The sequence below is a fragment of the Sphingobacterium multivorum genome, assembly GCF_900457465.1.
Lineage (GTDB): Bacteria > Bacteroidota > Bacteroidia > Sphingobacteriales > Sphingobacteriaceae > Sphingobacterium > Sphingobacterium multivorum.
Genome location: NZ_UAUU01000002.1, coordinates 517,278 through 530,383, shown reverse-complemented (window position 1 = coordinate 530,383; position 13,106 = coordinate 517,278). Strand labels below are relative to the sequence as shown.

At 39.7% G+C, this 13,106-nt stretch carries 10 protein-coding genes, 5 tRNA genes and 1 pseudogene; 15 read left to right on the top strand and 1 reads right to left on the bottom strand.

The genetic code is table 11. From position 1 onward, the window contains the following. Window positions 1-44 precede the first annotated feature (44 nt). Window positions 45-563: a hypothetical protein gene (locus tag DTA23_RS28385; protein ID WP_146752995.1), complete on the top strand. Its 519-nt coding sequence runs from the start codon at window positions 45-47 to the stop codon at window positions 561-563. Between the two features lie 178 nt (window positions 564-741). Here DTA23_RS28385 and DTA23_RS02435 read toward each other — a convergent pair whose 3' ends face one another. Continuing rightward, complete coding sequence (locus tag DTA23_RS02435) at window positions 742-1,929, bottom strand: BamA/TamA family outer membrane protein (protein ID WP_256602649.1); 1,188 nt, start codon at window positions 1,927-1,929, stop codon at window positions 742-744. A 302-nt stretch (window positions 1,930-2,231) separates the two neighbouring features. Here DTA23_RS02435 and DTA23_RS02430 point away from each other — a divergent pair. The 14 genes and pseudogenes from DTA23_RS02430 (at window position 2,232) to rpoB (ending at window position 13,040) form a co-directional block, all read left to right on the top strand. Further along, window positions 2,232-2,304: transfer RNA gene (locus DTA23_RS02430), tRNA-Thr, on the top strand. Between the two features lie 26 nt (window positions 2,305-2,330). Next, window positions 2,331-2,411 (top strand) — tRNA-Tyr (locus DTA23_RS02425). A gap of 50 nt (window positions 2,412-2,461) precedes the next feature. Continuing rightward, window positions 2,462-2,534 (top strand) — tRNA-Gly (locus tag DTA23_RS02420). Between the two features lie 95 nt (window positions 2,535-2,629). After that, window positions 2,630-2,701, top strand: a tRNA-Thr gene (locus DTA23_RS02415). Between the two features lie 72 nt (window positions 2,702-2,773). Continuing rightward, on the top strand, window positions 2,774-3,958 hold the full coding sequence (gene tuf / locus DTA23_RS02410; protein ID WP_075991174.1) for an elongation factor Tu: 1,185 nt from the start codon (window positions 2,774-2,776) through the stop codon (window positions 3,956-3,958). A gap of 163 nt (window positions 3,959-4,121) precedes the next feature. Further along, window positions 4,122-4,192, top strand: a tRNA-Trp gene (locus tag DTA23_RS02405). Window positions 4,193-4,215: 23 nt separating this feature from the next. Beyond that, window positions 4,216-4,410 (top strand): preprotein translocase subunit SecE, encoded by a 195-nt coding sequence (gene secE, locus DTA23_RS02400; RefSeq protein WP_028072657.1) that lies wholly within the window; start codon window positions 4,216-4,218, stop codon window positions 4,408-4,410. A gap of 20 nt (window positions 4,411-4,430) precedes the next feature. Then, entirely contained in the window at window positions 4,431-4,976 is a 546-nt protein-coding gene (gene nusG / locus DTA23_RS02395; RefSeq protein WP_046672242.1) for a transcription termination/antitermination protein NusG, read from the top strand. 70 nt (window positions 4,977-5,046) lie between these two features. Then, window positions 5,047-6,654 (top strand): S41 family peptidase, encoded by a 1,608-nt coding sequence (locus DTA23_RS02390; RefSeq protein WP_112373727.1) that lies wholly within the window; start codon window positions 5,047-5,049, stop codon window positions 6,652-6,654. Between the two features lie 267 nt (window positions 6,655-6,921). Continuing rightward, on the top strand, window positions 6,922-7,365 hold the full coding sequence (gene rplK, locus DTA23_RS02385; protein WP_028072660.1) for a 50S ribosomal protein L11: 444 nt from the start codon (window positions 6,922-6,924) through the stop codon (window positions 7,363-7,365). A 22-nt stretch (window positions 7,366-7,387) separates the two neighbouring features. Then, on the top strand, window positions 7,388-8,086 hold the full coding sequence (rplA, locus tag DTA23_RS02380; protein WP_046672240.1) for a 50S ribosomal protein L1: 699 nt from the start codon (window positions 7,388-7,390) through the stop codon (window positions 8,084-8,086). A gap of 2 nt (window positions 8,087-8,088) precedes the next feature. After that, window positions 8,089-8,607, top strand: a complete 519-nt coding sequence (rplJ, locus tag DTA23_RS02375) for a 50S ribosomal protein L10 (protein ID WP_046672239.1) — start codon at window positions 8,089-8,091, stop codon at window positions 8,605-8,607. 78 nt (window positions 8,608-8,685) lie between these two features. Beyond that, complete coding sequence (rplL, locus tag DTA23_RS02370; RefSeq protein WP_002992785.1) at window positions 8,686-9,063, top strand: 50S ribosomal protein L7/L12; 378 nt, start codon at window positions 8,686-8,688, stop codon at window positions 9,061-9,063. A gap of 168 nt (window positions 9,064-9,231) precedes the next feature. Further along, window positions 9,232-13,040 (top strand): annotated as a pseudogene (gene rpoB, locus DTA23_RS02365) (DNA-directed RNA polymerase subunit beta). The last annotated feature ends 66 nt before the right edge of the window (window positions 13,041-13,106 follow it).

The following is a 13,106-nucleotide window of genomic DNA, read 5'->3' as shown; positions in this document are numbered from 1 at the left end:
GAAAAATCATAAAATTTAGCGATGTTTGCAGCGAAATGAACTACATGCTTAAGTATTGGCGGCATTATTTTGTATCCCATAGTCGCCATGGGACCCATTCTCCTTTTGTTTATAAATTGGTAGACGAAGTGATCTATCAAAAGACATCCAAGGAGAGCGTTTCGGAATTACCGCAAACTATTCAAAACGGAAGCAAGGTAGAGCAGAAAAAGTATGCATTAATCGATCGGTTATTAAACACATTTGCCTACGACAATTTTAGTTATTGGGCCGATCGTCCGATCGGAAGTTATCAGAGTCTTCTGCAGGACCAATGCGGAAGCTATGCGTACCGACATATTTATTATATCGACCTGGACGATCTTGACCTGAATTTTTTGGGAAATGTTGGCGATCGAGATCTATTGATTATAAACGAACCCCATGTGTCAGCGAAAAGGGAAGCCTACTGGAACAAGCTGAAACAGGATAATCGTGTTGTGGTTACCATAGATCTATACCGAATTGGGTTGGTTTACTTTAGAAAAGAACAACGAAAAGAGCATTTTCTGATACGATTTTAGGCTACTGTTTCGACCATTTTTTGGCTGTCGATAGGCAGTCATGGGCCACGTTCCCTAAGGCATTAAATATTTTATCTGAAGTTTAAGGATACAGGAGAGGAGAGCGAAGAGGAACAGGTAGCTGTCATTCGGCAAGAATAAACAAGAGCATCCATATATTTATGGATGCTCTTGTTTATTAAAAAGCTTCACTTAGGGACAGATAGAAACCCGATTGTCGTTTTTCTCCAGGTCTTTGTTCGCCAAAGGAATAATCAAAGCGTATGCTGCTATTGTGTTCGAGACTAAAGAAATATCTTAAGCCACCGCCATAACTTGCGACATATCGGCTGCTATTTTCCTTTGAAAAGGTTGATCCTAGCCCTGAAAAACCAACAATACCAAAGCGTGGATGAAAGCGATAACGCAGTTCAGCTTGGGAGGCAAGGTAATTCTTGTCCCGGTAACGTCCGAGGTAATATCCGCGCATCATCATGTCTCCACCGAGCTCACGGTAGTTGTAAAATGGGACGGTTTTTCCAAATGTGGAACGAAAGATTCCTTGCAGGGCCAGTGTGACTTGGTTGTGCAGGGGAATAAAGCCACGCAGATCCACGTCGAGGTTTGCCCCCGTAAAATCAGTACTTGTCCATAACTTTGGAGCATAGGCCAGTCGCAATTTAGCATAATACCCCCTTGTTGTATAAGAAACGTTATCCCTATTGTCAAACAATTGCGAAATACCTACAAGTAGCTGTTGCCCGCCATGCTTTCCAATAAGATCGGAATGATTGAAAATACGATCGGCACTATCGGTACGAATGGTGAAGTTGTCGTATTGAATGTTGATGCCCGAATAGAGGTTGTTGCTGATTTTTTTCTCAGCTTCGAGTTTGACGCGAAATAATTTTTGATCAATGCGTTCTTCATCTGCCTTCCAGGTGTCCATACCGACGCCATAATAGTTAAAGGGCCAATTACGGTAACGCATTTCACTAATCAGATGGTAGTCGTTGTTTTTAGTCCAAAGATCTGTCTGCAGTTTGAAATTGGACTGACTATTGGATGTAAAGGTTCCCATGACCATGACCGTAGAGGTGCGGATTTTGGGATCAGATTTGTCCAGATAAAAATTATAAGCGCTCGCCAGGCCGTATTCAACGCCCGTTTCCTGCGCATAACCAACGGCCGGTAAAACCATAAAACTACCGGAACGTGTAGAATCTCTTTCAGCGGAAAGAAATTTTTTACTCAATTTTTGAATAATATTTTGAGCTTTCAATTCGGCCGATCCCATTAAAAGTACCGTAAATAGTACGGAGTATCGGGTAAGTTTTGAAAGTGATTGCGGTAAAATTTGCATGCCCAAAGATAGTATATTAGCCAAATAACCAAAACAGGTAAATATGCAATCAAAAATTATTGTGCTGCATATCAGTATAATTGCCAAAAACTGTCTTTTTTTTTTGACAAATATTTTTGTAAAGTGAGTTTTGTGTCTATCTTTGCATCAGCAAACAAGGGAACAACGGTTCAAAACAACGAAAGTTTGCTTAGTTCTTTAAATGAAAAAAAATAAAAAATAAACTTGCAGAAATCAAAAGTAAATTCGATATTTGCACTCGCTGAAAAGGTAGAAATACTTGGTCAGACGTTGATAGAATGTAAGTTTAAATAAAGATATTAGAAGCCTCTTTAGCTCAGCTGGTAGAGCAACTGACTTGTAATCAGTAGGTCATTGGTTCGATTCCGATAAGAGGCTCTAAATGTAACGAAAGTTACAGGTCTGGAGGGGTTCCAGAGCGGTCAAATGGGACGGACTGTAAATCCGTTGCTTCGGCTTCGAAGGTTCGAATCCTTCTCCCTCCACACTTTATTTTAATTAGGGTGTTAGATTTACTCTAGTTTCTAATTATTAAGCGGAAGTAGCTCAGTTGGTAGAGCGATAGCCTTCCAAGCTATAGGTCGCGAGTTCGAACCTCGTCTTCCGCTCAAATTTTTCAAGTATTAAATTTAGTCTCTATCTTCTTTGATAATAATGTATCTAAAGGTGGGGGCATTAATACGTAAATAAGGTTTTTTAGTAAGCCGAAGTAGCTCAGGGGTAGAGCACTTCCTTGGTAAGGAAGAGGTCGTGGGTTCAAATCCCATCTTTGGCTCGTACTTGTGTAAAAGTTAAGCAAGAGTATATAACAAATAGAAATAATTTATAATTACTAATTCGCATAAACATGGCAAAAGAGAAATTTGACCGTAGTAAACCACACTTAAACATTGGTACTATCGGTCACGTTGACCACGGTAAAACTACAACTACAGCTGCTATCACTAAAGTATTGGCTGATAAAGGTTTGTCAGAAGCTCGTTCATTTGATTCAATTGACTCTGCTCCTGAAGAAAAAGAGCGTGGTATCACAATCAATACTGCACACGTAGAATATTCTACAGCTAACCGTCACTATGCACACGTTGACTGTCCAGGTCACGCTGACTACGTTAAGAACATGGTAACTGGTGCTGCTCAAATGGACGGTGCTATCATCGTAGTTGCTGCGACTGATGGTCCTATGCCTCAAACTCGTGAGCACATCTTGTTGGCTCGCCAAGTAGGTGTTCCTGCGTTAGTAGTATTCATGAACAAAACTGACTTAGTTGATGACCCTGAGTTGTTAGACTTAGTTGAAATGGAAGTTCGTGAGTTATTATCATTCTACGAATTCCCTGGTGATGATATCCCTGTAATCAAAGGTTCTGCTTTAGGTGCATTGAACGGTGAGCCTGAGTGGGTTGAGAAAATCATGGAATTAATGGATGCTGTAGATAACTACATTCCAATTCCTCCACGTTTGACTGATTTACCTTTCTTGATGCCAGTAGAAGACGTATTCTCGATCACAGGTCGTGGTACAGTTGCTACAGGTCGTATCGAAAGAGGTGTAATCAACTCTGGTGATCCAGTTGAGATCTTAGGTATGGGTGCTGAGAACTTGAAATCTACAGTAACAGGTGTTGAGATGTTCCGTAAAATCTTAGATTACGGTGAGGCTGGTGATAACGTGGGTTTATTGTTACGTGGTATTGAGAAAACTGATATCAAACGTGGTATGGTTATCTGTAAACCAGGTTCAGTAACTCCGCACGATCATTTCAAAGCTGAGGTTTACGTATTGTCAAAAGCTGAAGGTGGTCGTCACACTCCATTCTTCAACAAATACCGTCCTCAATTCTATTTCCGTACAACTGACGTAACTGGAGAGATCTCTTTACCAGAAGGCACTGAAATGGTTATGCCAGGTGATAACGTTACAATCAGCGTGAAATTAATTTCTGCTATTGCAATGGAAAAAGGTCTACGTTTCGCTATCCGTGAGGGTGGTCGTACAGTAGGTGCTGGTCAGGTAACTGAAATTATCTAGTCTTTAATAAAGATTCAGAATCACATAGAATAAGCTAATCGACTGAGGTTGATTAGCTTATTTTTTCGATAAGCGATTTATCGGATTAAAATAAAAAAAAGTAAAAAAAGATTTGCAGAAAGTGGTTTAAAACACTATATTTGCATCACAAAATAAGAAATACACGGGCATAGTTTAAAGGTAGAACGAAGGTCTCCAAAACCTTTGGTCTGGGTTCGAGTCCTGGTGCCCGTGCTTATAAAAACAGATAAACTAAAATGGCAAAAGTACTTGATTTTTTTAAAGACTCTTATGTAGAGATCACTGAGAAAGTGACTTGGCCTACATGGTCTCAGTTACAAAGTTCAGCTGTTATTGTGCTTGTTGCGTCTCTTCTTATTGCATTGGTTGTCTTTGTAATGGATAAAGCTTCAAGTGTAGGGTTAGAATTCTTGTACGGTATTGCTTCTTAATTTTTCAATCGTATTTATTTATGGCAGATCAAGGTTTAAAGTGGTACGTAGTTCGTGCTGTAAGTGGTAAAGAAAAGAAAGTAAAGCAATATATTGATGCCGAAGTTAGCCGTTTAGGTATTGAGCACTTGATTCCTCAGGTGTTGATTCCAATGGAAAAATACTACTTGATGCGCGATGGAAAGAAAGTTGCTAAAGAACGTAACTACTACCCTGGTTATGTTTTATTGGAAGCAGCTCTTGACGGTGAGTTGGAGCACATCATCAAAAATATCAATAGCGTCATTGGTTTCTTGGGAGATAAAGCTGGTAATGCTGTCCCTTTACGCCAAGCAGAAGTGAATCGTATCTTAGGTAAAGTGGATGAAATGGCAGAACAAGGTGAAACCATTAACGTTCCTTACTATGTGGGTGAAACAGTGAAAGTAAACGATGGTCCTTTCAACGGATTTACTGGAGAGATCGAAGAAGTCCACGAAGATAAAAAGAAATTAATCGTCATGGTGAAAGTCTTCGGTCGTAAGACTCCACTTGAACTGAACTACATGCAAGTAGAAAAAGAGTAAGATTAGTAATTAACGATAGAGAAAAGCTTTTCATGAAAATTGGAAGGCTTTTTTTTGTATCTTACCATAAATGAAAAGGCCAGGTATTTATCTATTCGCATTGTTTTATGTGCTGACATTGCTGAGCTGTGCAAATGTCGAGAAGTATAATCGATTTATCGAGACTCCCCTGGCAGTGGAAGCTATGCAGCAAGATATCAACTATGTTGAGCGTAACTTATGGAAAATGCATCCGGACCTTTTTTTGTATATAGGGGAAGATCAATTAAAGACTAAGTTTGATAGCCTCCGTTCTACGATCCGTCAACCCTTACTGCCCAACCAGTTTCAGCTGGCATTAGCAGCTGTTCTGTCTCAAGTTCGGCAGGGACATATGACCTTAAGCCCACTTATTTCCAAATTTGACCCGAAAGGTAAGGATAAAGTACGTTACCAAAAAAGTAAGGGCCCCTTCTCACAATTGGGATTTCATTGGCAAGAAAATACATTGTATCTTTCAAAAAATGGAACGGCAGATTCAACGCTGATTGTCGGTTCAAAAATTCTAGCTATTGAAGGGATACAGCCACAAAATTTGTACACAAAATATCGCCCAACCTTTACCTCGGATGGGTATAATACAACATTTATAGATCAGGCTTTTGAACGTTTATTACCGCGGTATTACCAATTGGAATTGGGGTATCGAGATTCTATTGCTGTGGTGTTTTCTCGTGCTGATAGTACGTATGAGCGGTTTGTTGTCAGAAGATTTGAAGCACCTGAACAGAAGGGAAAGGTCGGGACAAACCATGCGGCTACGGAAAAACCGAATAAAAAGCCTTCGGAAAAGAAGGATAAGCAAATCGAAAAGAAGTCCGATACGAAAAAGCAGCGCAAGATATTCGGCTATAATACCAATCTAAAAAGAATGAGCAAACAGCTCTCTTTCCCTGTCAAAGGCGATAGCAGTATTGCTTTATTGAAGGTGGTCGATTTTTCCTATGGGCGTCCAAAAGAAGCCTATAGAAGGATTTTTGATCGACTGGAGCTTAATTCGGTTCAATACCTGATCTTGGATCTTCGTGGCAATCTGGGCGGACGTTTGTCCGATGTTCGTGAACTATATAGCTATCTGGTAGAAGCGGATAAATTCCAGTTTGTTCAGCCGGCAGTGATCAGCTCAAAGTTCAACTTGCCATTTTATCAGGTAAAAGGATTGCCAGGCTGGTCTTATCCCGTTTTATCACCATTTATTATACCAAGTGCTGTAGTATCTTGGGCAAAGACGTTTTCCAAAGATGGTATAAATTATACCCATCTTACGGGAAGCAAAATTGAAAAATCAAAGGCGAATCGCTATCGCGGTGATTTATTTGTATTGATCGATGGCGGGACTTTTTCTGCAGCGAGTTTGATTGCTACAAATCTGAAAGTTGGGAAACGTGCTGTTTTCTTTGGTGAAGAGACTGGCGGGGCTGCTAGTGGTACTGTTGCGGGAGTTCTTCCTGTACTGAAACTGCCAAACTCCCATTTAAGGTGGCGCTTTGGCTTAATGGACGTGAAGCCTTATTATCATGTAAGCGAAGCTGGACGGGGTGTTATGCCGGATGTTTCCATTGTACGAAATGTTGATGATGTATTCAAAGGGAAAGATCCGGTATTGGATAAGGTGTTGAAGATTATTAAAAGGCAGTAGAGCTGATGTGACTTCGTTAAAACCGATTTTTTTAGCCTTAATTTTTAGAAAAGTGCTAAGATTATTTTTTTGTAATAGGATGTCGGGTCTAGGTAGGGATAAAAAAAACATAAATTCCTGAAAAATTAAAAGTTAGATACTTGCAGGATTCAAATCTTCTTATTAACTTTGCACCTCGGTTGGGGTGTTACGTCCTGGCCGATGAATGTTACGTTATTTGCTTCCAACTTACTAACAGACATTTAACAAAATTAAATTCAAAACAAAATGGCAAAAGAAGTCAGTGCGTTAGTAAAATTACAAGTTAAGGGCGGAGCTGCGAATCCTTCACCTCCAGTAGGACCTGCATTAGGTGCTAAAGGTGTGAATATTATGGATTTCTGTAAGCAGTTTAACGCTCGTACGCAAGACAAACCAGGTCAAGTATTACCTGTTGTCATTACAGTTTACGCTGATAAATCATTCGATTTTATCATCAAGACTCCACCGGTAGCAGTTCAGTTGAAAGACGCTGCTAAATTAAAAAGTGGATCTGGCGAGCCTAACCGTAAAAAAGTTGCGGCTATCACTTGGGAACAAGTTGAGACAATCGCTAAAGATAAAATGCCTGATTTAAATGCATTTACTGTAGAGGCTGCTATGAGAATGGTAGCTGGTACAGCACGTAGTATGGGTATTACTGTATCAGGTAATGCTCCTTGGAACAATTAATTAAGAAATCAATTTAAGAAAAGTGGCTAGATTAACAAAAAATCAAAAAGCGGCACTATCCAAAATTGAAGCTGGTAAAGCATACTCTTTGAAAGAAGCTTCGGCTTTAGTTAAAGAAATCTCATTGACCAAATTTGATGCTTCTGTGGATATCGACGTTCGTTTGGGCGTAGATCCTCGTAAAGCAAATCAAATGGTTCGTGGTATTGCAACATTACCTCACGGTACTGGTAAAACTGTTCGTGTATTAGTTTTATGTACTCCTGATAAGGAAGAAGAAGCTAAAGCGGCAGGTGCAGACTACGTAGGTTTAGATGATTACATCAGCAAAATTGAAGGTGGTTGGACTGACGTTGATATCATTATTACTATGCCTAGTGTTATGGCTAAAGTTGGTAAATTGGGTCGTATTTTAGGTCCAAGAAACTTGATGCCTAACCCTAAAACTGGTACAGTTACAACAGAAGTTGGTAAAGCTGTAACAGATGTAAAAGGTGGTAAGATCGATTTCAAAGTTGACAAAACCGGTATCATCCATACTTCTATTGGTAAAGCGTCGTTCGATGCAGATAAGATATATGATAACGCACTAGAGGTATTACAAACTCTAGCTCGTTTGAAACCATCTGCAGCTAAAGGAACTTACTTTAAAAGTATTCACATTTCCTCAACTATGAGTCCTGGTATTCATATTGAGACTAAATCAGTAGCAGGTATTTAATCATGAGAAAAGAAGAAAAACAAGAAATTGTTCTAGCTTTGGCCGAACAGATTAAATCTTACGGTAACTTCTATATTACCGATACTGCTGAGTTGTCAGTTGAAAAAGTGAATAACATTCGTCGTAAATGTTTTGAACAAGGCATCGAAATTAAAGCTGTAAAAAACACTTTAATCAAGAAAGCATTAATCGAAGCTGGTGTTGATGAAGAAGAAATCTTTGGAACGCTTAAAGGAGCGTCTACAATGATGTTTTCAGAAGTCGCTAACGCACCTGCGAAATTAATCAAAGAATTGCGTAAATCAGGTGAAAAACCGTTGTTAAAAGCGGCTTTCATTGAAGCAACTGCATTCGTTGGAGATAATCAATTAACTGCATTAGTTAATCTTAAATCTAAAAACGAGCTTATTGCGGATGTTATCGCAGCCTTGGAATCTCCTGCGAAAAATGTTATTTCAGCTCTTCAATCAGGAGGAAATACTGTTGCAGGTTTAGTAAAAGCTTTAGAAGAAAGAGGTTAACGAATCCTCTAGAACAGAAACATTCGTTACAATTTAATTAACAATTTTTATAAAGTACATTCAAAAATTCAAAATAAAATGGCAGATTTAAAACAACTTGCTGAACAGTTAGTTAACTTAACAGTAAAAGAAGTTAAAGAATTAGCTGATATCTTAAAAGACGAGTATGGCATCGAGCCTGCTGCTGCTGCTGTTGCTGTAGCTGCTGCTCCAGCTGAAGGTGGTGCTGCTGCTGCAGAAGAGAAAACTTCATTTGACGTTATCTTGAAAGAAGCTGGTGGTCAAAAATTAGCTGTAGTTAAATTGGTTAAAGATTTAGCTGGATTAGGCTTGAAAGAAGCTAAAGATTTAGTTGACGGAGCACCTAAAGAATTAAAAGCTGGTGTATCTAAAGACGAAGCAGAAGCTTTGAAAAAACAATTAGAAGAAGCTGGTGCTGTTGTTGAGATTAAATAATCTCAACTAATTAGCCCGAAAAGGTTTAGACTCTGACGATTTTTCGTCAGAGTCTATTCCTATTTATATCAATACGCCACTATGCTGTGTATATGCTGGGCACAGTGGACACGTGGTTTACAGCATAAATGTAAGCGCAGTTTTTTTAAAACTAAAATTCATATTCCCTTGGCAAACAATAATATTCAACAAGAAAGAATAAACTTTGCAACAAGTAAGAAAGTATTGGAATATCCAGATTTCTTAGATGTGCAATTGGAATCTTTCAAGGAGTTTTTTCAATTAGAAACTACTTCTGACAACCGCCATCAGGAAGGGCTGTTCAAGGTATTCTCGGAAAACTTCCCTATTTCTGATTCAAGAAACATTTTTGTGCTAGAGTTTTTGGATTATTTCATTGATCCACCACGTTATGATATCCAAGAGTGTATCGAGCGCGGCTTGACTTATAGCGTTCCTTTAAAGGCTAAGTTAAAGTTATCTTGTAATGATGAAGAACACGAAGATTTCGAAACTATTGTTCAGGATGTATATTTAGGGACTATCCCTTATATGACTCCTAAAGGTACTTTCGTGGTAAATGGTGCAGAGCGTGTCATCGTATCGCAATTACACCGTTCACCAGGCGTTTTCTTTGGTCAAAGTAGACACACAAATGGTACTAAACTTTATTCTGCAAGGGTAATTCCTTTCAAAGGATCTTGGATCGAGTTTGCAACTGACGTAAACAACGTCATGTATGCGTATATCGACCGTAAAAAGAAATTCCCAGTGACTACCTTATTGCGTGCTATCGGTTACGATTCGGATAAAGATATCTTGGAATTGTTCGATTTAGCGGATGAAGTAAAAGTTAGTAAATCTGGTCTTAAAAAATATGTTGGTCGTCGTCTTGCGGCTAGGGTATTGAAAAAATGGGTAGAAGATTTCGTGGATGAGGATACAGGTGAAGTAGTATCTATCGACCGTAACGAAATTATCCTTGAGCGTGAAACTGTTCTAGAAGAAGATCACATTGATTTGATCATCGAAGCTGGCGTTAAGTCGATTATCTTAGCGAAAGATGATGAGTCAAACAATGCAGACTATTCTATTATATATAACACTTTACAAAAAGATACGTCCAACTCAGAAAAAGAAGCGGTAGAGCATATCTATCGTCAATTGCGTAACGCTGAACCACCAGATGAGGAAACTGCTCGTGGTATCATCGATCGTTTATTCTTCTCTGACAAACGTTATGATTTGGGTGATGTAGGTCGTTACCGTATCAATCGTAAATTGAAGTTGGGAACTCCGGATGATACGAAAGTATTAACCCGTGAGGATATCATCGCAATTGTGAAGTATTTGATCAATTTGATCAACTCTAAAGCCGAAGTAGATGATATTGACCACTTGTCAAACCGTCGTGTACGTACTGTAGGTGAACAATTATATGCTCAATTTGGTGTAGGTCTATCGCGTATGGCCCGTACAATCGTGAGCGTATGAATATTCGTGATAATGAGGTGTTTACGCCAACTGATTTGATTAATGCACGTACACTTTCGTCTGTAATCAATTCGTTCTTCGGTACGAACCAGTTGTCGCAGTTCATGGACCAAACTAACCCTCTTGCTGAAATTACACACAAGCGTCGTTTGTCAGCTTTAGGTCCAGGTGGTCTTTCTCGTGAGCGTGCAGGTTTCGAAGTTCGTGACGTTCACTACACACACTACGGTCGTCTTTGTACAATTGAAACTCCTGAGGGTCCAAACATCGGTTTGATCTCCTCATTGGCTGTACATGCGAAAATTAACCACTTAGGATTTATCGAGACTCCTTACCGTAAGGTAAAAGATGGGGTTGTTGTGGTTGATGAGCCGGTCGTATATTTATCTGCCGAGGATGAAGATGGTAAAACAATCGCACAAGCGAATGCTTTGTATGATGACAAAGGTAATTTCGAAGATGCGAAAGTGAAAGCCAGATATGAGGGTGACTTCCCAATTATCGAGCCTAATATGCTTGATTATATGGACGTTGCTCCAAACCAAATTACATCTATTGCGGCTTCATTGATTCCTTTCTTGGAGCACGATGATGCCAACCGTGCATTGATGGGATCGAACATGCAACGTCAGGCCGTGCCTGTATTGCGTCCGCAAGCTCCTATCGTAGGTACTGGTCTTGAAGGTCGTGTTGCGAAAGATTCACGTACATTGATCAATGCGGAAGGTCATGGTGTAGTAGAGTATGTAGATGCTGATGAAATCAAGATCCGTTACGACAGAAACGACGATGATCGTCTTGTATCATTTGATGATGATGTCAAAACGTATAAATTGATCAAATTCAAGAAAACCAACCAAAATACATGTATGAACTTGAAGCCTATCGTTAAGAAAGGTCAACGAGTTGAACCAGGACAGGTGTTATGTGAAGGTTATGCGACTGAAAATGGTGAATTGGCATTAGGTCGTAACTTGAAAGTAGCGTTCATGCCTTGGCAAGGATATAACTTTGAGGATGCGATCGTAATTTCTGAGCGTGTAGCGAAAGAAGACTGGTTTACTTCTCTTCACATTGAAGAATTCGAACTTGAAGTTCGTGATACGAAACGTGGTGAAGAAGAGTTAACAGCTGATATTCCTAACGTATCTGAAGAAGCGACAAAAGATTTGGACGAAAACGGTATTATCCGTATCGGAGCTGAAGTTGGTGGCGGTGATATCTTAATTGGTAAAATCACACCTAAAGGTGAATCTGATCCTTCTCCAGAAGAGAAATTGTTACGTGCAATCTTCGGTGACAAAGCTGGTGACGTGAAAGATGCTTCATTGAAAACTCCGCCTTCATTAAAAGGTGTTGTTATCGATACGAAGTTATTCTCGCGTGCGAAGAAAATGTCTAAAGAGGTTGAACGTAAAACTTTAGAGAAACTAGAGGTTGCTCACGATAGAGCAGTTAAATCATTGAAAGACCGCTTGGTTGAAAAATTATTCACTGTAGTGAATGGTAAAACTAGCCAAGGGGTATACAATGTCTATAAAGAGTTGTTGGTTGCTAAGGGAGCTAAGTTTACACAAAAAATTCTAGCTGAATTAGATTACAACAACATCAACCCAATGGGATGGACAACTGACGAAGATAAAAACGAGTTGATCAAAATGGCCCTTCATAATTACAACATTAAAATTAATGAAGAGTTAGGTTCGTTCAAACGTGATAAATTCGCAGTATCTGTCGGTGATGAACTTCCATCAGGAATTGTGCAGATGGCTAAGGTTTACGTTGCTAAAAAACGTAAGTTGAAAGTAGGGGATAAGATGGCCGGTCGTCACGGTAACAAAGGTATCGTTGCACGTATTGTACGTGATGAGGATATGCCATTCTTAGAAGATGGTACACCAGTTGATATCGTGTTGAACCCACTCGGGGTACCTTCACGGATGAACTTGGGACAGATCTACGAAACCGTATTGGGCTGGGCTGGTCAAAAATTAGGTGTGAAATTTGCTACACCTATCTTTGATGGTGCTGAAATGGATCAGGTACAGGATTGGGTTGCGAAAGCTGGTTTACCGAAATCAGGACGTACATATTTGTACAACGGATTGACGGGTGACCGTTTCGATCAACCAACGACAGTGGGTGTAATCTACATGTTGAAATTAGGTCACATGGTTGATGATAAAATGCACGCACGTTCAATCGGTCCGTACTCATTGATCACACAACAACCTCTAGGTGGTAAAGCGCAATTCGGTGGTCAACGTTTCGGTGAGATGGAGGTTTGGGCATTGGAAGCATTCGGTGCATCTAACATCCTTCAAGAAATCTTGACTGTGAAATCGGATGACGTGGTTGGTCGTGCCAAAACTTACGAGGCTATCGTAAAAGGTAACAACCTTCCGACACCATCGGTACCAGAATCGTTCAACGTATTGGTACACGAGCTACGTGGATTGGGTCTAGATATCACATTGGATTAATTAAGCAATTAGGGCTTTGAAGGGCTCAGTCCTTCAAAGCTTCTTTATAAAGCTTTAACTTTTGAA